This is a genomic window from Bifidobacterium moukalabense DSM 27321 (genome assembly GCF_000522505.1).
Taxonomy (GTDB): domain Bacteria; phylum Actinomycetota; class Actinomycetes; order Actinomycetales; family Bifidobacteriaceae; genus Bifidobacterium; species Bifidobacterium moukalabense.
This window is the reverse complement of record NZ_AZMV01000007.1, coordinates 628711-652264: the sequence shown is the minus strand read 5'-3', so window position 1 is coordinate 652264 and position 23554 is coordinate 628711. Positions and strand designations below refer to the sequence as shown.

Below are 23554 nucleotides of genomic sequence, written 5' to 3'. Positions count from 1 at the left end.
TTTCCTCACGATTCGCGCCATGACCGGCTCATTATCGTGAGGAGCCACATCACATCAGGCTCTTGTAGATGGCGAGGATGTCTTCCTGCGTGGCCTGACGCGGGTTGCCCGGCGTGCATACGTCGTGGAAGGCGTCATGCGCCAACGGCTCCAGATCGGCCTCGGTGGCGCCGACTTCGGAGATGGTGGTCGGGTTCTTCAGGTCGACGGTGAGCTTGTGCACGGCCTGCACGGCCTCTTCGCGCACCTTCTCGAGGTCGCCGGTGTAGGCGTCCTCGACGCCGAACGCATCGGCGATGTCACGGTACTTCTCGCCGGTGAAGTCCTTGTTGTATTCCATGACCGGCGCCAGCAGAATGCCGTTGGCCACACCATGGGCCACGCCGAGGCGGCCACCCAGCGGATGCGCCATGCCATGCACCAGGCCGAGGCCGACGTTGGAATAGGCCATGCCGGTGATGTAGGAGGCATAGGCCATCTGCTCGCCTGCGGGAACATCGCCATCGGCGCTTTTGGCGAGGTTCTTGGCGATCATGCGGATGGTCTGCATCGACAGGCAGTCGGACAGGCTCCATGCGCCCGGGGTGATATAGCCTTCGATGGCGTGGGTCAGGGCGTCAAGACCGGTGGCGACCTTGAGGCCGCGCGGCATGGAGTCGGTCAGATCGGGGTCCACGAAGGCTACGATCGGAATGTCATGCGGGTCGACGGCCACGAACTTGCGCTTGTTGGCCGTGTCGGTGACCACATAGTTGATGGTGGTTTCGGAGGCGGTGCCGGCGGTGGTCGGTACGCCGAAGATCGGCACGGACGGATTCTTGGTGTCGGCGACGCCCTCAAGCGAAAGCACGTCGGCGAACTCCGGATTGGCGGTGATGATGCCGATGCCCTTGCAGGTGTCCTGCGGGGAGCCGCCACCCAAGCCGATCAGGAAGTCGGCGCCGGATGCGGCGAACTTGGCCACGCCATCCTGAATGCATTCGACCGGCGGATTCGGCTTGACGTTGCTGAACACCTCGTACGGCATGCCCGCCTCGTCAAGCACGTCGGTGACCTTCTTGACGGTACCGGTTTCAAGCAGCACCGGATCGGTGATGATGAACGCCTTGGTGAAGCCGTGGGACTTGGCCACGCCCGGAATCTCCTTGATGGCGCCACGGCCGAAGTATGCGGTCTGGTTGAAAATCATGCGATAGACCATAAGTGCTCTCCTTTAAGCAAAGGTACTGTGTTCGGGGGTCGCAATCACCATTGTTGCGACCTGACGAGAATCATCATAGACCTGATTAAGGGGATTTTCGAGACAACGACACAAAGATTCCCGTGAACGTTCCCGAAAGTTTCGGCATATCACTTGGCATGACCGTCGCATACAGTCATACCGTCCGTTCATCCACCAGCGCGAAAAGAGACAGTGATATTGCGGAAAAGAAAAACATGCCCGAAACCACAAGATACTACGAAAGAACGATTGTCGCCCCGACATGTCTCTTATTATCAGGGGGATTGGCATCCACAAATCCGAATACGGATAAGGTATGAGAAACGAAAAAGCCCGCAGATATGCGGGCTTGCCATGGTGGCTCCGAGCGGCATCGATCCGCTGACCTAACGATTTTCAGTCGTTCGCTCTACCAACTGAGCTACAGAGCCATGAACAGATGACATCGTTCTTCTGTTCCAGCGACCCCGGCCGGACTTGAACCGGTGACCTCCGCCGTGACAGGGCGGCGCTCTAACCAACTGAGCTACGGGGCCATTGCCACCTTGTTACCAAGGCAAGTACCCCCTGAGAGAGTCGAACTCTCGTTGTCAGATTGAAAGTCTGGTGTCCTAACCGTTAGACGAAGGGGGCGCTTTCAGCGTTTCCGCTTGACAACTCGCCCTACTATACGCGAATCTCAACGACATGCAACCCCGGCGTGTCGTATCACAAACCGTTGCAATGGCGGGAATGAGAGCCGTAACCATACTCACCCCCCGCCATCATCAGACCTTGCGGTAGGTGAAATCGTGAATCACCCGACCTGCGGCAAGGCCCTTCTTTTCAAAGTTGGTGAGCACGCGCCCGTCGAAGCGTGCGGACTCAGTGAAATCGGCATGCTCAAGACCGGCCGCCTCATCCGCATTACCTTTGCCGACGTGTTCCACCGGCAGGCTCACGGTCACGTCGCCGTCGTTGCGGAACGACCCTAGCCCATCCATCACCTCGTGCACATGCAGCGCGTAGTCCTCGATGTCGGTGGCGATGCGCCACGCTCCCCCGGCCTTCAATGTGCGATGGATCTCACCGGCCAGCTCGGGCTGCACGATACGACGCTTGTGATGGCGCATCTTCGGCCACGGGTCGGGGAAGAAGGTCCACACTTCGGCGATCGCACCATCCGCGGTCACCTTGAACAGCTCCGGTGCGTTGACCTGGGCGATGTGCAGGTTCCCGAGCCCCTGCTTGCCCGCCAGCAGCATCGTGCGTGCCACGCCCGGATCGTAGACCTCCAGCGCCAGGAAGTTGGTCTGTGGCTCGGCGGCCGCCGCGGCCACGATGTTCTCGCCCTGTCCGGAACCGATCTCCACGACCAACGGATTGCCGTTGCCCCAGGTTTCGCGGATATAGGCATCATCCAGCACGAACCCCTCGCGCACGTCGAGCGAGCCTTCGCCTGCATTGATATTCAGCAGATACGCGTCCGAATATGCATCCCATGCGCGCTGCAGGCGCGCGTCCAGCCTTGCGGAACGGCGCACGAACGAAAGCACCTTGCGTCCGTACAGCACCGGACGTCGCTCGTTTGCATTTGCCTCATCGTGCGCGTTTGCGTCGGATTCCCGACCATCGGTCGGCGTGTTCATCACTTCTTGCATACCCTAATTTATAGAGGAAACGCAGGAACGGACGGATTATGTGCGTTCGTGTTCACGTGTTATACTCAAATTGTTCAAAAGGTAACAAACCTGAGCAAAAGTGAACAACGGTTATGCTTTCGACGTATTCGCCGCAACCGCATATCCGCACTGACGCTCAACATAGGAAAGGCCAGACATGACAGTTCTCGTCACTGGTGGGTGCGGCTACATCGGCGCCCATGTCGTCCATGCTCTTCATCAGGCCGGTGAGCAGGTCGTCGTCGTAGACGATCTGAGCTACGGCAAGCCCACCCGCATCGAAGGCTCCCGACTGTACGGCATGGACATCGCCGCCCCGGGCGCCGGCGAGCGCCTCGCCGAGATCATGAAGGCCGAGGACGTAGATTCCGTAATCCACTTCGCGGCCCGCAAGCAGGTCGGCGAATCCGTCGAAAAGCCGCTGTGGTACTACCAGCAGAACATCAACGGCATGCTCAACGTGCTCATCGGCATGCGTGATTCCGGTGCCAAGAAGCTTGTGTTCTCCTCCTCCGCAGCCACCTACGGCGTGCCGCCGGTCGACGTGGTGCCGGAAGACGTGGTGCCGATGCTGCCGATCAACCCGTACGGCCAGACCAAGCTGTTCGGCGAGTGGATGGCCCGCGCCTGCGAGGAACCATACGGCATTCGCTTCTGCGGACTGCGCTACTTCAACGTGGCCGGCTGCGGCCCGGTCGAACTGGAGGACCCGGCGATCCTGAACCTCATTCCGATGCTGTTCGACCGCCTGAAGAAGGGCAAGGCCCCGGCGATCTTCGGTGATGACTACCCGACCCCGGACGGCACCTGCGTGCGCGACTACATCCACGTGTCCGATCTGGCCGATGCCCACATCGCCGCCCTGAAGTATCTGGACCGCGACGAGCGCAAGTACGACGCCTTCAATGTCGGCACCGGCGAAGGCACCTCCGTGCGCCAGATCGTCGACGAGGTCAAGAAGGTCACCGGACTGCCGTTCAAGGAGGCCGTCATGGGCCGTCGTGCCGGCGATCCGCCGCACCTGATCGGCTCTCCGAAGCGCATCAACGAGGAGATGGGCTGGCACGCCAAGTACGATGTCGAAGACATCGTGAAGTCCGCCTGGGCCGCATGGCAGGCCAACCCGGAGCACCACATCGACGTCGAGACCTGGAAGCAGGCCGACTGAGACCGGTGAAGACTGCCGAAACGTGATGCCGTGAGCAACGCACGGCATCGACACCTGTAACGGGTGCCGCATGGGAAGTTTTCCCCTCATGCGACACCCGTTCTTTCTTAGCCCTCAGACAAGCCATTTCCATCGATATCGGCTACACTTGCCTTATGAGTGATTATCAAAACAGCCCTGCGCCGCAGCAGCCGCAGGATCAGCCCACCGAGTCCATCCCGCAGAATTTCCAGACCGTGTCTCCGCAGTCTGAAGTTCCCCAGCCCTCACAGCAGCAGGAGTACGGCCAGCCGGCGTATGCGCAGAATCCGTATCAGCAGGCCCCACAGGCAAACCAGCCATACCCTCCGCAGGGCGTGTATCAGGCATACCCGCAGCCTGCGGACCAGCGTTGGAACAACCTATGCATCGTCGGCTTCGTGCTGGCGTTCTTCATACCGCTGGCCGGCCTGATCCTCTCCATCGTCGCCATGGTGCAGATCAACAAATCCGGCGAACGCAGCAAGGGCATGGCCGTTGCCGGCATCATCATCAGTGCCGCCATCATGGTGTTCAACCTCATCGTGGCCATACTGGTCGTGAACACCTTCCTCAGTCTGATGCGACAAGGGCTCGAGAATTTTGATTACAGCAGCTACAGCAACAGCAATTACGACTCCCCGCTTGACAACCAGGATCGTCAGGAGCTTGAGAACCTGCTGAACGAGTTGGAATCGGAGCAGCAGTCCTGATGCCCTACGGCAAGGGTGACACGCCGTGATTTGCGTGATGTCGACTTTGCCGTAATATATCTATCTGTTGCCAGTCGGAAACGACCTGCAGCAACGGCCCCGTAGCTCAGTTGGTTAGAGCGCCGCCCTGTCACGGCGGAGGTCACCGGTTCAAGTCCGGCCGGGGTCGCGAACGAAACCCGGTTATGCCGGGTTTTTTAATGTTCACGGCTCTGTAGCTCAGTTGGTAGAGCGAACGACTGAAAATCGTTAGGTCAGCGGATCGATGCCGCTCGGAGCCACCATCGATACCATAAAGCCCCGGAACAATCCGGGGCTTATTCGTCCGTCACAGTTGTTGTTCGACCCAATCGACGATATACGGCGCAACCTCTTCGATCTGATCTATCGCCACTTCGAACTCGTGGGCCCCGCCATACCACGGGTCCACCAGGTCGATTTCGCTCTCGTACCCGGCCGGCGGCTTCGGCAGATTCGGATCGAAGCTGCGGTACATGTGCACTTCACCGCGCTTGGACTGCGGCAGCTGGCGGAGCAGCGCGCGCATATGCGAGGCGGTCATCGGCAGGAACAGATCGGTGCGTTCGATCTCATCGCGGGTGATGCGATGTGCGAAATGATGCGCCGGCAGCTCGTAGCCACGTTCCTTCAGCACCTTCACCGCACGGCGGTCGATCGGATTGCCGTATTCCTCATCGCTGACGCCGCTGGATTCGACGTTGACCCTGTCGGCCAGACCACGACGTTCGAATTCGGTGCGCAGAATGATCTCGGCCATGGGGGAACGGCAGATATTGCCCGTACACACGGTCATCACGGTATACATGAACGGATTTACTCCTCGCGGGTTCTCTCGTATGTCACAAAACGGAATCCGGCGATGTCGTCGGAGCCCTTCTGCGTGCCTTGCCACACGCCTTCCTCAGTCATATGCCATGCGCCGGACTCAGCCAGCGAAGCGATGTCGGGCGCGTAGGTGTCGGCATCGACGTGCATGCTGATCTGCGTCACATACGCCTTGTCGGCAAACGGCAGCGCATCGCGGAACACCTGCGCTCCGCCGATGATCCAGATTTCACTGCGATCGAGGCCGTCGTCCGGAATGGCCTCCTGCCGGGCCAGGTCGAGTGCGTCATCCAACGTGTCGACCACGGTCGCGCCCGGTGCGGAATATGCCGGATCATGCGAGATCACGATATTGTCGCGATTCGGCAACGGGCGGAACTTCGGGCTCAACGATTCCCATGTTCTTCTGCCCATGATGACCGGATGCGAGACGGTAAGTTCCGTGAAATGCTTCATATCCTCCGGCAGACGCCAAGGCATGCCACCCTCGAATCCGATGGCGCCGTCGCGACCTTCCTTGTCGCGTGCCTGCGCCCAAATCAGATTCACCGAAAAGGTCTTGGGAAAATCGTCGCCCCAATCCTCCTCGTCCTCAAGCCCGGCATGTCCGGGCTCGGGTTCGTGATAGCCACTGCGGCTACTATCATGCTCCATTTCATTCACTCCTTGAGATTGGACTAGGGTCAGTAGTCTAGCGTCTGGCGCAGACGCTCAGACGGCCACCGGCGCCTTGATGGTGGGGTGGTGCCGGTAATCGATGATCTCGAAGTCACCGTAATCGTAGTCGAACAACGATTCGGCCTTGTGAATGCGAATCTTCGGGTACGGATACGGTTCGCGGCCAAGCTGCTCAAGCACCTGGTCGATGTGATTGTCGTACACATGGCAGTCGCCGCCGGTCCATACGAACTCCCCCGGTTCCAGGCCGGCCTGCTGCGCCATCATGAGGGTGAGCAGCGAATAGGAGGCGATGTTGAACGGTACGCCGAGGAACATGTCGCACGAACGCTGGTACAGCTGGCAGCTCAGCCGGCCGTCGGCCACGTAGAACTGGAACAGCGCGTGGCATGGCGGCAAGGCCATATGCTCCACCTCGGCGGGATTCCAGGCGGACACCACCATACGACGCGAATCCGGATGATGCCTGATCAGATCAAGCACATTCGTGATCTGATCGATGGTACGGTTCGGATCGTCCGGCGTGGGCGCGGGCCAGCTACGCCACTGCGCGCCGTACACCGGGCCGAGATCGCCGTTCTCGTCGGCCCATTCGTCCCAGATGTGCACATTATGCTCCTGCAGCCAGCGCACGTTGGTGGAGCCTTTGAGGAACCACAGCAATTCGTAGGCCAATCCTTTGAAGAACACGGTTTTCGTAGTAAGCAACGGGAAGCTGTCTTTCAGATCGAAACGAATCTGCTGGCCGAACAGGCTGATCGTACCGGTGCCCGTACGGTCGGACTTCAAGGTGCCTTCCGTCAGGATCCTGCGCACGAGATCCTCATACGGCATAGGGATGTCGGTATCGGGGCGTGCGGGGATACGGGTACGAATGTCTGCAAGTTGTTCCGGTGTCAAAGCCATGCTTGCAAGCATAGCCGGCAAACGCAACATCGAGCGGGACTGCCTATGCATTTACCATCACAATCCACACGGGCATGTTCTTGGCCATGTTCCCTCACGCTTTTCGGAACGTTCCGCAGCGAACGAATCCATATGGACTACATTAGGATAGGTGAAGAGGAGCGAACGGCGCTCCCTGCAAGACGATGAGGAGGTTCCATGGGCAAGCGACTGTGGGTTGAGCGCAATAAAGACGGTTCCTGGGATGCGTTCAGCGAGGACGGCGCCCATATCAAGTTCGGCAAGGGCCGTGGCCAGTTCACTCCTGGCGATCTGATGAAGATCGCCTTGGCCGGCTGCGCGGCACTGTCGAGCCAGTTCGCCGTCGAGCACACGCTTGGTGAGGGCAAGGGTGCGAAGATCGTTGTCGACGGCACCTATGACGCCGACAGCGACGCCTACATCGGTTTCGACGAGCAGGTCGAAATCGACGCCACCGAGGCGGGCCTGAGCGACGAGGACGTCGACAAGCTCAAGGAACGCGTCACCCGCCATATCGACAAGGGCTGCACGGTGAAGCACACGTATGTGGAGCCGACCCCAGTGCGCATGAACGTGACCATCAAGCACTAGGCCGCGTTTCAAGACAAGACATGGCAAAGGGCTTGCGATTCCCGTTTCGATTGGAATCGCAAGCCCTTTGCCATGTCTCCCGTTACGCCCCGATCGGAGGCATTGGCGTATCAGTGACGCTCCGGGTCGATCTTGGTCTCAATGGCTTCGACCACATCCGGTTCCGCCTTGGTGACAGGAATCTCCTCGACGCCCTTGATGTCTTCAAGGGACTTCGGCTTGACATCGGCCGGAGAGCTCGGCACCGTATCGAGACGGCTTTCCGCGGCCTCCACATACTTGCGTGGCACCACGTAGACCGGCCCAACGGCATGCTGCAGCAGGCCCTGGCTGGTGGATCCCAGCAACAGACCGGTGAAGCCGCCGCGGCCACGGGAACCGACCACCACAACGTCATGATCGTAGCTGGCCTTGGTAAGCGCGCCGACAGCCGGGCCGGGCACGATCTGCTTGTTGATCTTCAGGTTCGGATGGGCCTCTTCCAACGGCTTGATGCGAACATCAAGATCCTCCTCGAAGGACGCCATGACGCCTTCGTCCTCCGAGCCCTTCATATTCGGCACCGCGGAGATCACATCGAGCTCGGCGCCCCAGGCATCGGCGAAATCGGCCGCGATTTCAAGTGCCTTCAGACCCCACTTGGACTCATCCGAACCAACGGCCACCTTGGTGATGGTGTTGTTCAGGTGCATCAGATTGCCGTCATCATCGGTATACGGCACGACCACGATCGGGCAGTAGGCGTAGGCCGGCAGGCTGGAGCTGGTGGTCCCTAGCAGGCGTTCCGCCAGACCGCCCTTGCCGCGGTTGCCGATGACGATCAGATTGTAGTTGCGAGACAGTTCGACGAATACGGATGCCGGATCCCCCGTAACGATCAACGTTGCGGCCTCGACACCCTGTTCGTCGGCGATGGCCTTGGCCTTCGACAGGATCTCCTGCGCATCGCTGTGCGCCGCATTGTCATCGCCCATTGCCGTATAGGTGGCATCGAACGACACCGCGGCATAGCTCGGCAACGAGTATGCACAGACGATCTGCAGCGTCAGTCCCGCATGCTTCGCATAGTTCGCTGCCCACCATGTGGCCTTGTAGCTGGCGTGGGAACCATCAACGCCAACGAGGATTGCCTTGTCGTTAATCATGGACGACCTCCTTGAACCTAGTACAGCGCCGCCATGCGCTGCCCCTATTCACAACAATACCGCGCGACATGCGCGTTCAACAGTAGCGACGCGGCCGAGTTGCGGTCGTCCATACGACAAAAGGTGCATCCCCATCAGGGAGATGCACCTTCAGTGAAAGCCACCAGTCGTCAGAAAATGCGGCGGATGCTGTAGCTGCTCGTAAAGACCCAGGCAATCGGATCGTATCGAGTGCCGTTCAGCTGCGAATTGATCACCATGCCATTGCCTACATAGATGGCGGCATGCTGCGAATTGGCGATGATGTCACCCGGCTGCGCCTCGGCGAGGCTGCCGACCGCACGGCCCGCAGTCGCCTGTGCACCGGAATAATGCGGCAGGGAGACACCCATCTGGCCATACACATACTGCACGAATCCGGAGCAGTCCCAACCGGACGGGGTATTGCCGCCGGAAACGTACGGCACCTTGCCTACGAACTGGCCGGCGAACGTCAGCAGGCTGGACACGCTCGCATCATTCGGCGGGGTCACGGTAACGGTGGAGGTGCTGCTGGAATTGTCCGTAGCCAGATCGCTACGGTCGGCACTACGGGAGGCCTGCTGGGTCTGCTGAGCCTGCGCAGCGGCTTGTTCACGCGCCTGCTGCTCGGCAGCGGCACGTTCCTCGGCATCCTTTTCGGCCTGAGATTTGGTTTGCGGGACATCAAGGCTTTCCACACCGCCCCAGTCGGAATCCTGTTCGACTTCGGTGGAGGTGGATTCGGCCAGAATGTTCTTCTTCACGGCGCTCACCTTGGGGAACGACCGTGTGGCGACAACAGAACCCTGGTCTGTTGCATCACTGGCGGCAAGGGCCACGGGCGCCGCACCGGAGAACAGCATGGTAGCGGCGACGACAGCGGTGAGCATTGAGCAACGTTTAGTCAGATTCTTCATCAATAGACAAGTGTACGACAGGCCGACTACAAAACTCGAATCAGTAGTGGATGTACTGGAAATCGCTCACATTGGTGAGCGTGCGGGAGTAGGTCTTGCCGTTCATCACGGAACCGCACTCGGACGTGACGATGGAGCCGTCGTCATTGATCTTCTCGACGATGGCGACATGGCCGTAATAGGAGTCGGAACCCTCCTGGCCCGCGGCAAACACGATGATGTCGCCGACATGACGAGGCGTGTTGTCGACCCAGTAGCCCAGAGCCTTCGCGGAAGCGGCCCACTGGCAACCGTTGCCGAAGTGGGAGCCGGCAGGCAGGCCGAGCTGGTGGCGACGCACGTACGCCCACCACGTGCACTGGCTGAATTCGTATGCATTGCCGGAATCGCCGGTGGCATGCTCGGAATCGAATCCGGCGGGCAGCGACTCGGTATCCTGGTCCATCAGCACCGCAACGTTCGGATTGCTGGCCTTGGATTTGGAAAGCTGGCTGACATCGGCGATCGTGCTGGTGTCGCCCAGCTGCCATTCACCGTTATTGGAGGTCTGCGACTCTTCGGAGGAGTCGACCAGCGAGCTGAGGGCGGTACGTTCCTCGGAACGGGACGCGGCGGAAGTGTCGGACACACGCTTGAGCTGCGTAGTGGTGGTAGCCGCATCGGCCACCAACAGATTCGACGAATTCTGCTGGCTGAACGCCAACGCCGTGGCGGCGGTACCGACCAGGGCGGCCAGCGATGCGGAGGTCACGATCGTGGAACGGCGTTCCGACGCGCGTGCGGCCTCACGCATGGCGCGACGGGTCATCGGCGCCACTTCGTTGAGTTTTTCGGCAACCGCCGGATCGAGTCCGACAACGGCGCTCTCGCCATTGGCCAGCTGAACCATACGAACGGCCTTGGCGGTATGGGAACCACGACTCGACGCGAACAGCGCCTTGGCGGCACTGAAACGCTCTTTCGAACCCGGGGCAGCTTTATGCGCCGCATGACTCATAAATCAATCACTCCTTGCGGATGTACCTTAACCCACACGCGCCTACGGCACATGGAGTTATAGAACCGTCACGATAAGACACGTTACACCGTGGCCGAGATTTAGCTCGGAAGCAATCCCCCTTACTGACGAACGCCTTCAGTCCGCCTGGCGGTCATGGCGACGCCCAATCCTCATATCTGGCTACCCTAGGAACCATGACGAATACCGTAACCATTCCTTCCAAACTGCTGCCGGAAGACGGGCGTTTCGGTTCGGGGCCGAGCAAGATCCGCCCCGAGCAGATCCAGGCCCTCGACGACGGGGCCCGTAACCTGCTGGGCACCTCGCACCGCCAGACGCCCATCAAACAGGTCGTGGCCTCCATTCGCGAAGGTCTGTCGAATTTCTTCCAGGTTCCCGACGGCTATGAGATCGTGCTGGGCAACGGCGGAGCCAGCACCTTCTGGGATATCGCCTGCGCTTCGCTGATCACCCGCAAGGCCGCCTTCGGCACCTACGGCTCCTTCAGCACCAAATTCGCCAAGTCCGCGCAATCGGCGCCGTTCCTCGAAGAACCGGAGATTTTCGCGGGGGAACCGGGCACCTACCGTCTGCCCGAACTCACCGAATATGTGGATACCTACTGCTGGGCCCATAATGAGACCTCCACCGGCGTGGCCGCACCGGTCAGGCGCATCGCAGGCTCCAAGGAACGGGGCGCGTTGACGCTGATCGACGCCACCAGCGCGGCAGGGGCCCTGCCGGTCGATATCTCACAGACCGACGCCTATTATTTCTCCCCGCAGAAGGCCTTCGGATCGGATGGAGGCCTGTGGGTGGCCGTGCTCTCCCCCGCGGCGATCGAACGCGCCTACGGCATCGCCAAAAGCGTGGATCTGCCAGGCGTACGCCGTTGGATCCCACCGTTCCTGTCGCTCACCTCGGCCATCGAGAACTCCCGTAAGGACCAGACGCTGAACACCCCGGCCGTGGCCACGCTGGTGATGATGGAGAACCAGGTGCGCTGGCTCAACGACAACGGCGGTCTGGCATGGGCTTCGGCACGTTGCGCCAAATCCGCCTCGCTGCTGTACACGTGGGCGGAGCAGTCCGACTACGCCTCACCATTCGTCGCCGACAAGACCGCACGCTCAAACGCCGTGGTCACCATCGATCTTGACGAGTCCATCAACGCCTCCCAAGTGGTGGCGGTATTGCGCGAAAACGGCATCGTCGACACGAACGGCTACCGCAAGCTGGGGCGTAACCAGTTGCGCGTAGGCGTATTCCCCTCCGTGGAGCCGGCCGACGTGACCGCACTCATCCACTGCATCGACTACGTGGTCGCACATCTCTAGAACGGGGTGGACGCGACGATGAACGAGCCGGAGGAATCCTCCGGCTTTGCCGCATCCCGCACCGCATCCACGGACAGCCAGCCTTCGTCCGCCGGCACAAACACCGCCTCGCCGGCGGCAAGCGCACGTGAATCCCGCTCACTGCGGCACAACACCCTGCCTTCGGTGCACAGCACCACTCGCGGACCACGGTGCGGCAATGGCTGATGGGTGGCCTTCATGTAATCGGCCAGCCTGCCGTAGCGCTGCACCATGCTGTCGAGTATCGGCCATGGACGCCTTGCGCCATCCACATGGCCGTAGGCGAGCATGAATTCGTCGGCAGGCGGACGATAGAACACGATGTCGCGCATGATGAACGTACCCAGGCGCGCATCGGAGGGATCGATCGGGCCGACGGACGCGCAATTCAGGCATTGCAGCAGATTGTCGATATCCCGATGCTTCACCGTCATGCCGGCGCGCAGCACATTGTCGGAATTCGTCATGATTTCCGCGCCGGTGCCCTGAATGTACGCATGCGGGGTGCCCGCCGGAATGAATACGGAATCGCCCTCATCCAACGACACGGGATTCATCATCAGCAACGTCAATACGCTGGCGTCGCCGGGGAACGCCTGCGCGGCGGCAATCGCATGGTCAAAGGCCATCCTGCATTTCGACGACGTGGCCGACTCCCGTGCATGAGCCAGCGCCTCCGGCAATCCGGACGCCTGATCGGCACTCGCGGCAATCGCCTCATGGAAGGCGCGAAAAGTCCTTATATGGGAAGTCGGCCACACCACGGAGGCAATCGGCATACGGGAGTCGGCCTCGGAAAAATCAGCTTCCCCCGGCCGCTCGTCATGCCGCGGGCGGGAACCCAACGCGTACTCCATGCGGCGGGCCAGCGGATGATCGACGGCGTGCAGGTTCCGCAGGGCGAAGGCGCGCGACGCGAACCCGACCGAAGCCTGAAACGAGGTAAGCGCCACCACCATCTCGCTTTTCTCGTTCACATCCTTGAATGAGCGCACCGGCGAATCCAGCGGAACCCCTGCGACGTTCTCGGCGTTGAAGCCTGCCCGGGCCTGGAATCCAACCGGATGCACCTGCATCGACAGCGGAATCCGTGCGGAGATCACTTTGAACAGGTACGGCAGTACCGGGCCGAAGCGTTCGGAGCATATCGGACCGACCATCATATCCGGCGCATTACGAATCGCCTGAGGCAGCGGCATATGAACGCCCGGGGTCAACGTCACTTCGGAGGGGGACTCCTCATGCCCGCTGAACCACATCTCGGCCAACGGCTCACCGTTCGCCGGTAGCGAAAACAGACCCTGCAGCTGTGTTTTCGAGCCCCAAGCATAGCGCTTTGGCACCGGGCCGATCGAAAACACCGCGTTCCTTTCGCCTATCTCACAATTCCACCTTACAAGGTTACCCCGCGTTGTATGGTGTCCGTATGAAATTAGCCCCCATCATCGATCCCAGCGTGCGCAAGCCTTCGCCGAAACCGGTACGTGTGGACCTGCGCAAGGTGTTCATGGTCGGCACGTCGCTATGGGCCATCGGACTGGTCATCTGCATGATCCTGCTGGCGCTCGGATTCGATGTCGGACGCGGCCAGACGATGTGCGCGGCGGGCACGGTGATCGGCGTGCTCATGCTGGTATGGGAGCATTTCGACCGCTGGGATTACCGCAGACTCGGCGAGTAGACTCGTTCAGATCCGCTCGTTGCCAGCCTTCCGCGCCAGCGGCAGCGTCAATGTGAACGTGCTTCCCTGCCCCGGGCTGCTCCACACCGATGCCGAACCGTGATGCGTCAGCGCCACATGCTTGACGATGGCCAATCCCAAGCCGATACCATCTTCCGAATGACCGTTCTGATTGCCGCCGCGGTAGAATCGCTCGAATACGCGCCCCTGCTCCTTGGCGTCGATGCCGACACCATGATCGAGCACCCGAATCGTCACCCGTTCGCCGTCCTCGCTGGGCTTGGCCGTCATGTTGACACTTGCTCCATCCGGGGAGTAGGTGATGGCGTTCTCCACGAGTTTGGCGAGCGCGGTCTGGATCTGCTCGGCCTCGCCATTGATCTCCAGCGATTCGTCGCCGTTCACGTTGATGGCGATGCCCCGCAATGCGGCTTTATCCGTATGCTCGGACGCCACCGCCTTAAGCTGCGCCATGACGTTGATACGGTTGTCGGCGGTCGGCAGAATCGGCTCCTGCGCTTTGATGAGCAGCAGCAGGTCGGAGACCATATGCTCCAGATGCGCGCATGACCGGCGTAGTTGCGCCGCGTTCTCCTGAATGTTGTTCCGGTCGGCTCCGTCGCGTTCCAATGTGTCGGCGAGTCGTTCCAACGACTGCGTGGGCTTCAGGAGCTGCTCGGACACGTTGGTGATGAAGGAGTCCCGCACCTGGGAGAAGCGGATGGTCTCGCTCACATCGGAGATCAGCACCACCACGAACCGTTCGTTGAGCCTGCCGACGATGACTTTCAGCCAGTTCGGGCGAGACACCGTGGACACCGGCTCATCCTTGCGCCGGCCGATCAGTGCCTGCCTGGCGGCCTCGCGCGTGGTCGGCTTGCCGGCCTTCGGTGCCGATTGGGCCATCTGCGCGGTGGTGGTGGTCAGGTCGAACTGCTTCTTGCCGCCTTCCTTACGCACCTCACGCACGGCCTTGAGCACGGATTCCTCGACGATGGCGTCGTCGCGCACCACACCCAACGTGTAGGCCGAGGGGTGCGCACGTATCACCTCATCGGCGTCATCGACCACGATGGAAGCCAACGGAAGCATGGAAAGCAATGCGTTTGCGGAGTCATCCAGCGTATCGTCATCGGCGTTCCTCATGTCATCATCGCGGTGCAGCAGGGAACGCCACCACAAGCTCAGGGATTCCAACATGCCTTCATTCTCGCACACTCCCCTATATCACCCGACATGCCCTTGCCTGTCCAGCCGCATGAACATCAGGTGAACGCGTCGGTGAACTTTATCGGAACAACACGGGGAACGTCTGTGCGATCCACGGTTTGCTAATAGACTTGGGAGAGGTTATATCAGACCCGTATTCGTGAATATCGTTATGAAAGGCAAGTCATATGCGCGTTATTTTCAACGAAGAGCTCAAGGCCGTTGCCGATGACCTCGATCGCATGGCACAAGGCGTTCGCAAGGCGATCAACGGTGCCGGCGACGCGCTGCTGAATCAGAATCTTGAAGCCGCACAGGCCGTCATCGACGGCGACATCGAAATCGACGCCCTGGAATCCAGCGTCATCGACCAGTGCGTGAAGCTGCTGGCCAAGCAGAACCCGGTCGCCACCGATCTACGCGTGGTCGTCTCCACTCTGCGCCTGGCCGCCACCTTCGAGCGTATGGGCGATCTGGCACGCCACATCGCCGAGGCCGCCCGACGCACCTACCCGGCCTCCCCGCTGCCGGAAGACGCCCAACCGCTGTTCGCCGAGATGCAGGCGTTCCTGAACGAGACCGCGGATCGCGTGGTCTCCATGCTCTCTGACCGCGACACCAAGGTGGCCGAGCAGATCATCCTCAACGACGACAAGCTTGACGCCCTGCACAAGAAGACCTTCGAGCTGGCCCAGTCCGATGATTGGCAGGGCACCAACCAGCAGCTCATCGACGTGGTGCTCATCGGCCGCTTCATGGAGCGTCTCGGCGACCACGCCGTCTCCGCGGCTCGTCGCGTGGTGTTCATCGTCTCCGGCTTCGACCCGACCAAGGAACCGAGCCGAGACGAAGGCACCGACATCGACTGACCCCGCCGGCATCCGCATCTCCTTGGTGACGAATGGGTGGTTTCCGCATCGCGGGAGCCGCCCATTTCGCTTATGCACGACGTGCATAAGCGAAAGTCGAAATCCTGGCCGAATCCGCCATGAGGGAATGGACGCCGGAGAATCCGCCGTTTTCCTCCAGTAAAATCACACATCATGTCTATTTTCTGCCTATATACTTTTGCGCGATGCCGCGGCACAATAAAGGGCAGTGACATCCAAAGGAGGCAGTCATGTACTATTCCAACGGCAATTACGAAGCATTCGCCCGCCCGAAGAAGCCGGAGGGCGTGGATTCCAAGAACGCCTACATCATCGGCACCGGACTCGCGGCATTGAGCGCGGCCTGCTATCTGGTACGCGACGCGCAGATGCCCGGCGATCATATCCACGTATTCGAAAAGGATGCAGTTCCTGGCGGCGCCTGTGACGGCGCGAACATTCCGGGTGTCGGCTACGTGATGCGCGGCGGCCGTGAGATGGACAACCACTTCGAGGTGATGTGGGACCTGTTCCGTTCGATCCCCTCCATCGAGACCGATGGCGTGTCCGTACTGGACGAATACTACTGGCTGAACAAGGAGGATCCGAACTATTCGCTATGCCGTTCCACCAGGGCACGCGGCATCGACGCCGGCACGAACGGCAAGTTCGCCTTGACCGACAAGGCCGCCATGGAGATCATGAAACTGTTCTTCACCCCGAACGAGGAGCTGTACGGCAAGAAGATCTCCGACTTCTTCGACGACGAGGTGTTCGATTCGAACTTCTGGATGTACTGGCGCACCATGTTCGCCTTCGAGAACTGGCACAGCGCGCTGGAGATGAAGCTGTACATCAAGCGCTACATCCATCACATCGGCGGTCTGCCCGATTTCAGCGCCCTGCGATTCACCCGCTACAACCAGTACGAGTCGATGATCCTGCCGATGATCAGGTATCTTGAGGGCTTCGGCGTGCAGTTCCACTACAACGTCAAAGTCGACAACGTCGAGTTCGCGATCGGCGGCGGCATGGGCCCGGCGCGCCCGCACACCGGTACCGGACAGGACACGATCCTGAAGAAGCAGGCCGAATCCGGCGCCTTCGTGCGTAACCCGTACAGTTCACCGACCAAAAAGATGGCCACGCGCATCGATCTGACCGAAGCCGACGGCACGACGCGCAGCATCGACTTGGGCAGGAACGATCTGGTGTTCATCACCAATGGCGGCTGCGTGGAGAATTCCTCGATGGGCTCGCAGACCGAACCGGCCGCATGGGATCCACAGATTCGCGAAGGCGGCGGTTGGGACATGTGGCGCCGCATCGCCAAGCAGGATCCGAGCTTCGGTCACCCGGACGTATTCTGCGGCGATCCGGAACATTCGAAATGGATGAGCGCCACCGTCACCACGCTTGACATGGAGATCCCGCCATATATTCAGAAAATCTGCAAGCGCGACCCGTTCACCGGCCATGTGGTGACCGGCGGCATCGTAACCGTGGAGGATTCCAACTGGCTGATGAGCTGGACCCTGAACCGTCAGCAGCAGTTCCGCAACCAGCCGAAGGACCAGCTGTGCGTGTGGGTATACGGCCTGTTCCCCGACAAGCCGGGCAACTATGTGAAGAAGCCGATGCAGGACTGCACCGGCGAGGAAATCTGCGAGGAGTGGCTCTACCATATGGGCGTGCCGACCGACAAGATCAAGGACCTTGCCACGAACCACGCCAACACCGTGCCGGTGATGATGCCGTACATCGACGCGTTCTTCATGCCGCGTTCCGCCGGCGACCGCCCCGACGTGGTGCCGGATGGCGCGGTGAACTTCGCATTCCTCGGCCAGTTCGCGGAGACCCCGCGCGACACGATCTTCACCACGGAATACTCGATGCGCACCGGCATGGAGGCGGTGTACACACTGTGCGACGTGGACCGCGGCGTGCCGGAGGTGTGGGGTTCGGTCTACGACGTGCGCGATCTGCTCAACGCCACGGTGATGCTGCGCGATGGCAAGCCGATCACCGACATGAACCTCAATGTCATCGAGAAGACGGTGCTCAGGCAGATACTGAAGAAACTGGAGCATACCGACATCGCCATGCTGCTCAAGGAGTATGGCGTGGTCTGATCCGAATCGGTCAGATCAGAGAGCCGCTGTGCGGGCACGCGATTCCGACGCGAGCCCGCACAGCCGCAATCGTTCACTCGGTCGCGTTCGGTCAATGCCGAGGAGAACGCAGAGGGCGGGAACCCACATATTATGTGGATTCCCGCCCTCCGTTTGTCGAATGCGGTTAGCGGCTCAGGCTCACTTCTGCCCCTGAGCTGCGACGGCGGCGGCACCGGCGGCGGCGGCCTCCGGATCCAGATACTCGCCACGCGGCTTGATCGGCTTGAAGTTCTCGTCCAGCTCGTACAGCAGCGGCATCGCGGTCGGAATGTTGACCTTGGCGATCTCCTCTTCGGAGAGGTTGTCAAGCATCTTCACGATGGCGCGCAGGCTGTTGCCGTGGGCGGCGATCAGAACGGTCTTGCCGGCCTTGAGCTGCGGCTCGATGTCGGACTTGAAGTACGGCTCGACGCGCTTGACCACATCGGCCAGGCACTCGGCTTCCGGAACCGGATCGCCGGTGTAGCGCGGGTCGTTGTTCTGCGCGTACTCGTCGTTCGGATCGATGTCCGGCGGCGGGGTGGCATAGGAACGACGCCACAGCATGAACTTCTCGTCGCCGTACTCCTGACGGATTTCGGTCTTGTTCTTGCCCTGCAGAGCGCCGTAGTGGCGCTCGTTCAGACGCCAGCTGCGCTGGACCGGGATCCACAGGCGATCTGCCTCGTCCAGAGCCACGTTGGCGGTGTTGATGGCGCGGCGCAGCATCGAGGTGAAGACGATGTCCGGAAGGACGTTCTTCTCCTTGAGCAGGCGGCCGCCGTTCTTGGCTTCCTCGACACCCTGCTCGGTCAGCGGGACGTCGACCCAGCCGGTGAACTGATTGGTTTTATTCCATGCGCTCTGTCCGTGACGGAGCAGTACTAGTTTGTAAGTCATGCTTGCCAGTCTACCGCCCCTGCCGCCCAAAAACGAACGGTTTCTCGATTATTCAGGTTACGTTTGTGCAACAACCTGATTTTGCCGCGGATTCCGCCTTTGCCCGACCGACCGCGGTGGCCGTTGGCGGATCCATCGCTCGCTCACCGCAATCCGATCGGCTACATGAGCATCGACGACATCACGAACGTCACGGCAAGCACGAGCGACCCCAGCGAGCAAAGCGGCAACGCGGTCCCGTAGCGCTCCTTTGCGATGGCCACGATGGCCGCGGCGTGGATCGCATACATGATGAGGATTGCCGCGATCGACACGATGGACATCGCCGGAACGCCCTCCGCAACGAGCACGGACCGGCAAAGCACGAGAAAGAACAGTACCGCCATGGCCGGGGCCATCGTCAGCAATGCGATGGCCAGGACGGCTCCTTTCGAGCGCCCCAGAGCCGTCATCCAGGTGTGTTTGCCGTGGTTGCGGTCCGATTCGATGTCGCGCAGGTTATTGACGCACAGGACCGCCACCGCGACAAAACCGGCGGCACATCCGCCCCAGATGCCGGAAAGCGAGACCGTGCCGGTCAAGGCGAACATCGTGCCGCAGGTGGCGACGAGGCCGAAGAAGACGAAGACGAATACCTCACCCAGGTAGTGATAGCCATAGGGGTGTTTGCCACCGACGTAGCACCAGCCGACCACAAGACAGGCGAAGCCGACCAGGATGAACCACCAGTATCCGGTTAGCGTGCATACCGCCAAGCCACACAGGCAGGCAATCAGTGCACTGATTCCGGCCGCCGCCAGCACTGTTCCGGGATTCACGCCCGAAGCGACCAATCGGGCCGGGCCACGCGACGGGTCACGGGTCGACAGTGTTTCGGCAGAGGAGCGGCCCGGCTCCATGTCGGCCCCTCGACCTTCATCCGTCCCGCGCACGCCGTCGGAGTAGTCATTCGCGAAGTTCGCGGCGATTTGCAGGAACAGAGCCACGCAGCCGCACAGCACCGCCACCAAGATGAACCAGCTTACGGAATGGTGGCATGCACCGACCAACGAACCGAGTTTCGTCTCCCCCAGATCACGTTGGCCTCCGAAGAACGGACATGGCTCGTGCAGCACGTCACCGCCCTGCGAATAGACGAACACACCCTTCCACGACAGCGCGGTCCCGATGATCACCGGGGCGACCGCCAACGGCAGGGTCTTCAGGCGAGCGCCGCGAATCCAAGTCGACATTGTCATACCCGCCATGGTACCCAGTCCATCGCGAATCGGCCTGGTCCGCTTGGTTGGAGAGCCAAACCATGATGACGCCGCAAGATGGCCCACCGCGGAATCCTCCCGTCGCGCATGCATCCAAACGGAACAAGGCGCCTCCCGCAGGAAGCGTCTGGAACAACCGAAGATCATATGGCCTGGGATGAGATGAACTCACCTACGCCCTGCATGACGATGCGGCGATGTTCCACATTGCCGAAGCCGTGGTCACCACCTTTGATCTCCAACAGATCCATACGTTCGCCATACACATCGCGGTAGCGGCGTGCGTATTCGATCGGAATGAAATCCTTAGTGCCGTGAACGAACTTCGCACGCCCCACGAAGCCCCACGCCTGCGCATACGGATCGGACGCCGTGGCATCGTCAATCATCGCACGTCCCATGGCGACGCCCATGAAATCGAAATAGCCCAGATCGTCCAGCATGCTTAACGAGCATCCTTGCAGATGGCCGCCGCGAATCTCGTCGGCATAGGATGCCGCGATCGAACACAAGGCGATCGAACGCGGTTGCACCGCAAGTCGTGGCGCGGTCCATGTCGCGATCACCGCACCCAAGCTCAATCCCGCCAAGTGCAGGTTGTCCGGATCGCAACCTGGAAGGTTACGCACCGCTTCCGCCACTTGCAACGCGTCGGACACGTCACCCGTAACGGTGGTGTCGTAGAACGATCCGTCGCTTTCACCATGACCGGCGCGATCATAGGTCACCGCAACGAGACCACGTTCGGCAAGCTCGCGGGCCATCTGCACCATGAATCCGGAGAAATCGATGCGATTGCCACCGAATCCGTGGAATAACAGCGCCACGGGCGCCTTCCCATGCTCGTCGAAATGCTCCGGCAGATATTTCGTGCCGCGCAAGGTCAACGGTCCGCGGGTGCCGCCGTCAACGTGAAATGCAATCGGCTCCACACCAATCATCATCGATTCCCTTCCTTATCGGCCATCCATTCGATGGCGGTTGTGATGTGCTGGTTCCAGAACGTCCAATCATGCACGCCCGGGTGTTCCTCGTAGACGACATCGACGCCAAGTTCGCGTGCCGAGGCAGCGAATGCACGATTGTGTTCGATGAGAAAATCCTCGCCGCCGCAGGCCAGATACAACGGCTGCATGCTTCCTTCGCGTACGGCCGTATGCATGCGTTCGCGCGGATCGTTCGGCCCGCCCGCGATCTTCCTGAGATCGCCGAAGACGCTGCGGTAATAGTCGTAATCGGCGATCGGATCACGATACCCGGGTTCGACGCCGTTGATGGTGTCGAGAATCAGCGCCGACGAAAGCGCTGCGATCTTGCCGAAGATTTCCGGATGGCCCAGCCCTAGGTTGAGCGCACCGAATCCTCCCATGGAATTGCCTGCGATGAAGGTATTGGCGGCAGCGTGGGAAACATTGAACATGCGCCTGGTGAATGGCACCAGTTCGTCGACGATGAACGACTCCCAGTCTCCGCGCATTGCGGAATCGACGTAGAAGCTGTTTTCGCCGCTCGGCAGGAATACCGCGATACGATGGTTTTTGGCGAGGCGTTGGATGTCGGTGTTGTCGATCCAATCGTTGCAATCGCCGCCATAGCCGTGCAGCAGGTACAGCGAACGCATCAGATTGTCGGACTCGCCGTATTCCGGTGCGGTGCCGGTATCGGTATCGTACGGATCGGTTGGGATGATAGCCTTCATCGACGTCTTGCGTTTCAGCGCATTCGAGGCGAAGGAGATGTCCAGAACAGCCATGTGAGGCTCCTTAATTGTCTTGGAAATCGGCCGGGTTCCGCAACGGACACCGAACGGCTGGACCGGTGCGTGCCACGAAACCCGACAACCGGCTTACTCTGCGGGTTCCGCACTCTTCCGTGCGGCCAGCTCCTCGCGGATGTCATCGATCTGATAGTCGACCTTGTACATCAGCATAAGCATGATACCGATTGCGCCGCAGATCACCGGCAGCCATACGAAGTTGAAGGTGATGGCGTTGAGCGCCGCCGGGGTCTGCGCTTGATTCGGCACGAAGCCGCTGGCCTGCAGGATGAAGCTGGACAGCCATCCGGCGATGCCCGCACCACAGGTGACGCCGATGGCCGCGCAGGAGGTGATCAGGCCCTGGCTACGCACGTTGCTCTTCCATTCGCCGTAGTCGACCACATCGGCCAGCATCACGAAGCCCATGCTCTGACCGGCACCGGAGAGCGCGGCGAAGGCGATGGCCGCGAAGATCAGCGGCAGCGACATTATCTTGGCGCCGAAGTACAGCGCGACGGAACCGACGATGCCGAGCACGAAGAAAAGAATCGCGATATTGCGTTTCTTCATTCGCCTGGCGAAAATCGGGGCGAGGATCATGCCGACGATCATGCCTGCGGAGTTGACGCCGTTGGCGATGGATGCGAGATTCTCGTTGCCGACGTTGTATTTGAAGAAGTACACGATGGAAGCGGACTTGGCGACCACGCCGATGAAAATCACAAGATTCAGCAGGGTGAGGATCCACCACGGCTCGTTGCGCAGCATGGCCGCGAGGCTTTTGAGGAACGGTGGCTCCTCGGACTTCGGCGTGTACACGCGTTCGCGGGTGTTGGTGAAGGTCATGAGCAACAGCGCCACGCAGATCACGCCATACAGCGCCATGGTCAGGGTGAAGCCGAGTTGCTGGTTGCCACGGCCGAGCAGATTGACCAGCGGTAGGGTGAGCATGCCGGAGGCGATGACGCCGATCTGCCCGCCGACGTTGCGGAAGGCGTTGGCGGTGACGCGTTCCTGCGTGTTGGTGGTGAGGTTCGGCAGGATGGCGGTCACCGGAGTGGTGACTGCCACGGCTACGAAGTTCATGAGAATGTAGGTGACGTACACGTAGATCATCTGCAACGGCCCGCCGAAGCCCGGTACGGAGAAAGTCATGACCCCGATCACCGCGAATGGGAAGGCGAACCACAAGAACCACGGGCGTACCTTGCCCCACTTGGTGTGGGTCTTGTCAATGAGCACGCCGACGACCGGGCCCGCGACCGCGTCGAGGATGCGAACCACCAGGAACAGCGTGCCGACCGACATCAGACTGATGCCGGCGACATCGGTGTAATAGAACATCATGAACGTGGTGATGACGCTGAATACAAGGTTGTAGGCGCAATCCGAGGCGCCGTAGCTCAGTTTTTCCTTCAACGAAAGTTTGACGTTTGCATTGTCCATGTGACGTAACTCC

22 protein-coding genes and 5 tRNA genes are annotated in these 23554 nt (G+C 60.5%); 9 read left to right on the top strand and 18 right to left on the bottom strand.

All coding sequences use genetic code 11. From position 1 onward, the window contains the following. Nucleotides 1-49: 49 nt before the first annotated feature. The 5 genes from fucO to trmB all read right to left on the bottom strand — a co-directional run bounded on the left by fucO (nt 50) and on the right by trmB (nt 2862). Entirely contained in the window at nt 50-1201 is a 1152-nt protein-coding gene (gene fucO, locus BMOU_RS09065; RefSeq protein WP_034876876.1) for a lactaldehyde reductase, read from the bottom strand. A 376-nt stretch (nt 1202-1577) separates the two neighbouring features. Continuing rightward, nucleotides 1578-1653, bottom strand: a tRNA-Phe gene (locus tag BMOU_RS09060). A 31-nt stretch (nt 1654-1684) separates the two neighbouring features. Continuing rightward, a tRNA-Asp gene (locus BMOU_RS09055) sits at nt 1685-1758 on the bottom strand. Between the two features lie 25 nt (nt 1759-1783). Beyond that, nucleotides 1784-1855 (bottom strand) — tRNA-Glu (locus BMOU_RS09050). Between the two features lie 134 nt (nt 1856-1989). After that, nucleotides 1990-2862 carry a tRNA (guanosine(46)-N7)-methyltransferase TrmB gene (gene trmB / locus BMOU_RS09045; protein WP_034876872.1) on the bottom strand — a complete coding sequence of 291 codons (873 nt, stop codon included), beginning with the start codon at nt 2860-2862 and terminating at the stop codon, nt 1990-1992. 178 nt (nt 2863-3040) lie between these two features. Here trmB and galE point away from each other — a divergent pair, with 178 nt between their 5' ends. From galE to BMOU_RS09025, 4 genes are all read left to right on the top strand, one after another. Continuing rightward, the gene (galE, locus tag BMOU_RS09040) at nt 3041-4051 is read left to right on the top strand and encodes a UDP-glucose 4-epimerase GalE (RefSeq protein WP_034876870.1); all 1011 of its coding nucleotides are present in this window, start codon (nt 3041-3043) and stop codon (nt 4049-4051) included. Nucleotides 4052-4206: 155 nt separating this feature from the next. Next, nucleotides 4207-4782 carry a DUF4190 domain-containing protein gene (locus BMOU_RS09035; protein ID WP_034876868.1) on the top strand — a complete coding sequence of 192 codons (576 nt, stop codon included), beginning with the start codon at nt 4207-4209 and terminating at the stop codon, nt 4780-4782. Nucleotides 4783-4877: 95 nt separating this feature from the next. Continuing rightward, a tRNA-Asp gene (locus tag BMOU_RS09030) sits at nt 4878-4951 on the top strand. Between the two features lie 39 nt (nt 4952-4990). Further along, a tRNA-Phe gene (locus BMOU_RS09025) sits at nt 4991-5066 on the top strand. Nucleotides 5067-5110: 44 nt separating this feature from the next. Here the strand turns inward: BMOU_RS09025 and BMOU_RS09020 are convergent. Genes BMOU_RS09020 through BMOU_RS09010 form a run of 3 tightly spaced genes read right to left on the bottom strand, consistent with a single transcriptional unit; the run spans nt 5111 to nt 7212 of the window. Next, nucleotides 5111-5608, bottom strand: coding sequence for a low molecular weight protein-tyrosine-phosphatase (locus BMOU_RS09020; protein WP_034876866.1), 498 nt, complete (start codon nt 5606-5608; stop codon nt 5111-5113). Nucleotides 5609-5616: 8 nt separating this feature from the next. Then, nucleotides 5617-6282: a dihydrofolate reductase gene (locus BMOU_RS09015; protein ID WP_034876864.1), complete on the bottom strand. Its 666-nt coding sequence runs from the start codon at nt 6280-6282 to the stop codon at nt 5617-5619. 57 nt (nt 6283-6339) lie between these two features. Next, nucleotides 6340-7212, bottom strand: a complete 873-nt coding sequence (locus BMOU_RS09010) for a thymidylate synthase (RefSeq protein ID WP_034877462.1) — start codon at nt 7210-7212, stop codon at nt 6340-6342. Between the two features lie 198 nt (nt 7213-7410). Between BMOU_RS09010 and BMOU_RS09005 the strand changes: the two genes are divergently transcribed. Beyond that, nucleotides 7411-7824 carry an OsmC family protein gene (locus BMOU_RS09005; protein ID WP_034876862.1) on the top strand — a complete coding sequence of 138 codons (414 nt, stop codon included), beginning with the start codon at nt 7411-7413 and terminating at the stop codon, nt 7822-7824. A gap of 110 nt (nt 7825-7934) precedes the next feature. On the opposite strand, the gene BMOU_RS09000 is transcribed toward BMOU_RS09005, so the two are convergent. From BMOU_RS09000 to BMOU_RS08990, 3 genes are all read right to left on the bottom strand, one after another. Further along, nucleotides 7935-8969, bottom strand: a complete 1035-nt coding sequence (locus BMOU_RS09000) for a universal stress protein (protein WP_034876860.1) — start codon at nt 8967-8969, stop codon at nt 7935-7937. A gap of 170 nt (nt 8970-9139) precedes the next feature. Further along, complete coding sequence (locus tag BMOU_RS08995) at nt 9140-9907, bottom strand: C40 family peptidase (RefSeq protein ID WP_371851377.1); 768 nt, start codon at nt 9905-9907, stop codon at nt 9140-9142. 40 nt (nt 9908-9947) lie between these two features. Beyond that, entirely contained in the window at nt 9948-10904 is a 957-nt protein-coding gene (locus BMOU_RS08990; protein WP_034876855.1) for a CHAP domain-containing protein, read from the bottom strand. A 197-nt stretch (nt 10905-11101) separates the two neighbouring features. Between BMOU_RS08990 and serC the strand changes: the two genes are divergently transcribed. Continuing rightward, a complete protein-coding gene (gene serC, locus BMOU_RS08985) occupies nt 11102-12244 on the top strand; it encodes a phosphoserine transaminase (protein ID WP_034876852.1) in 1143 nt (380 codons plus the stop codon). Here serC and manA read toward each other — a convergent pair. Next, complete coding sequence (gene manA, locus BMOU_RS08980) at nt 12241-13626, bottom strand: mannose-6-phosphate isomerase, class I (protein ID WP_034876849.1); 1386 nt, start codon at nt 13624-13626, stop codon at nt 12241-12243. The genes serC and manA overlap by 4 nt on opposite strands. A 65-nt stretch (nt 13627-13691) precedes the next feature. On the opposite strand from manA, the gene BMOU_RS08975 reads away from it, so the two are divergent. Beyond that, a complete protein-coding gene (locus BMOU_RS08975) occupies nt 13692-13946 on the top strand; it encodes a DUF2530 domain-containing protein (protein WP_034876846.1) in 255 nt (84 codons plus the stop codon). Between the two features lie 6 nt (nt 13947-13952). Here the strand turns inward: BMOU_RS08975 and BMOU_RS08970 are convergent, their stop codons facing one another. Further along, nucleotides 13953-15146, bottom strand: coding sequence for a sensor histidine kinase (locus tag BMOU_RS08970; RefSeq protein WP_051428952.1), 1194 nt, complete (start codon nt 15144-15146; stop codon nt 13953-13955). Nucleotides 15147-15343: 197 nt separating this feature from the next. On the opposite strand from BMOU_RS08970, the gene phoU reads away from it, so the two are divergent. Together phoU and BMOU_RS08960 are read left to right on the top strand one after the other, a co-directional pair. Further along, entirely contained in the window at nt 15344-16024 is a 681-nt protein-coding gene (gene phoU, locus BMOU_RS08965; protein WP_034876841.1) for a phosphate signaling complex protein PhoU, read from the top strand. Nucleotides 16025-16275: 251 nt separating this feature from the next. Beyond that, complete coding sequence (locus BMOU_RS08960) at nt 16276-18156, top strand: oleate hydratase (protein ID WP_034876839.1); 1881 nt, start codon at nt 16276-16278, stop codon at nt 18154-18156. Between the two features lie 180 nt (nt 18157-18336). Here the strand turns inward: BMOU_RS08960 and BMOU_RS08955 are convergent, their stop codons facing one another. From BMOU_RS08955 to BMOU_RS08935, 5 genes are all read right to left on the bottom strand, one after another. Beyond that, nucleotides 18337-19077: a phosphoglyceromutase gene (locus BMOU_RS08955; RefSeq protein WP_034876837.1), complete on the bottom strand. Its 741-nt coding sequence runs from the start codon at nt 19075-19077 to the stop codon at nt 18337-18339. Between the two features lie 161 nt (nt 19078-19238). After that, nucleotides 19239-20324, bottom strand: coding sequence for a 1,4-dihydroxy-2-naphthoate octaprenyltransferase (gene menA / locus BMOU_RS08950; RefSeq protein ID WP_034876835.1), 1086 nt, complete (start codon nt 20322-20324; stop codon nt 19239-19241). 155 nt (nt 20325-20479) lie between these two features. After that, nucleotides 20480-21280: an alpha/beta hydrolase gene (locus tag BMOU_RS08945; protein WP_137648258.1), complete on the bottom strand. Its 801-nt coding sequence runs from the start codon at nt 21278-21280 to the stop codon at nt 20480-20482. Then, nucleotides 21277-22089, bottom strand: coding sequence for an alpha/beta hydrolase (locus BMOU_RS08940; protein WP_034876832.1), 813 nt, complete (start codon nt 22087-22089; stop codon nt 21277-21279). The genes BMOU_RS08945 and BMOU_RS08940 overlap by 4 nt, the downstream gene beginning before the upstream one ends. Before the next feature lie 93 nt (nt 22090-22182). Continuing rightward, nucleotides 22183-23541, bottom strand: coding sequence for an MFS transporter (locus tag BMOU_RS08935; RefSeq protein WP_034876830.1), 1359 nt, complete (start codon nt 23539-23541; stop codon nt 22183-22185). Between the last annotated feature and the right edge of the window lie 13 nt (nt 23542-23554).

Coding starts and splice junctions, on each gene's coding strand:
- BMOU_RS08960 (WP_034876839.1), top strand. CDS start 16,276: ATGTACTATTCCAACGGCAATTACGAAGCATTCGCCCGCCCGAAGAAG.
- BMOU_RS08935 (WP_034876830.1), bottom strand. CDS start 23,541: ATGGACAATGCAAACGTCAAACTTTCGTTGAAGGAAAAACTGAGCTAC.
- BMOU_RS09010 (WP_034877462.1), bottom strand. CDS start 7,212: ATGGCTTTGACACCGGAACAACTTGCAGACATTCGTACCCGTATCCCC.
- BMOU_RS08945 (WP_137648258.1), bottom strand. CDS start 21,280: ATGATGATTGGTGTGGAGCCGATTGCATTTCACGTTGACGGCGGCACC.
- menA (WP_034876835.1), bottom strand. CDS start 20,324: ATGGCGGGTATGACAATGTCGACTTGGATTCGCGGCGCTCGCCTGAAG.
- BMOU_RS08995 (WP_371851377.1), bottom strand. CDS start 9,907: ATGAAGAATCTGACTAAACGTTGCTCAATGCTCACCGCTGTCGTCGCC.
- BMOU_RS09015 (WP_034876864.1), bottom strand. CDS start 6,282: ATGGAGCATGATAGTAGCCGCAGTGGCTATCACGAACCCGAGCCCGGA.
- BMOU_RS09020 (WP_034876866.1), bottom strand. CDS start 5,608: ATGTATACCGTGATGACCGTGTGTACGGGCAATATCTGCCGTTCCCCC.
- fucO (WP_034876876.1), bottom strand. CDS start 1,201: ATGGTCTATCGCATGATTTTCAACCAGACCGCATACTTCGGCCGTGGC.
- serC (WP_034876852.1), top strand. CDS start 11,102: ATGACGAATACCGTAACCATTCCTTCCAAACTGCTGCCGGAAGACGGG.
- BMOU_RS08990 (WP_034876855.1), bottom strand. CDS start 10,904: ATGAGTCATGCGGCGCATAAAGCTGCCCCGGGTTCGAAAGAGCGTTTC.
- phoU (WP_034876841.1), top strand. CDS start 15,344: ATGCGCGTTATTTTCAACGAAGAGCTCAAGGCCGTTGCCGATGACCTC.
- BMOU_RS08940 (WP_034876832.1), bottom strand. CDS start 22,089: ATGGCTGTTCTGGACATCTCCTTCGCCTCGAATGCGCTGAAACGCAAG.
- BMOU_RS09035 (WP_034876868.1), top strand. CDS start 4,207: ATGAGTGATTATCAAAACAGCCCTGCGCCGCAGCAGCCGCAGGATCAG.
- galE (WP_034876870.1), top strand. CDS start 3,041: ATGACAGTTCTCGTCACTGGTGGGTGCGGCTACATCGGCGCCCATGTC.
- BMOU_RS08975 (WP_034876846.1), top strand. CDS start 13,692: ATGAAATTAGCCCCCATCATCGATCCCAGCGTGCGCAAGCCTTCGCCG.
- BMOU_RS09005 (WP_034876862.1), top strand. CDS start 7,411: ATGGGCAAGCGACTGTGGGTTGAGCGCAATAAAGACGGTTCCTGGGAT.
- BMOU_RS08970 (WP_051428952.1), bottom strand. CDS start 15,146: ATGTTGGAATCCCTGAGCTTGTGGTGGCGTTCCCTGCTGCACCGCGAT.
- trmB (WP_034876872.1), bottom strand. CDS start 2,862: ATGCAAGAAGTGATGAACACGCCGACCGATGGTCGGGAATCCGACGCA.
- BMOU_RS08955 (WP_034876837.1), bottom strand. CDS start 19,077: ATGACTTACAAACTAGTACTGCTCCGTCACGGACAGAGCGCATGGAAT.
- BMOU_RS09000 (WP_034876860.1), bottom strand. CDS start 8,969: ATGATTAACGACAAGGCAATCCTCGTTGGCGTTGATGGTTCCCACGCC.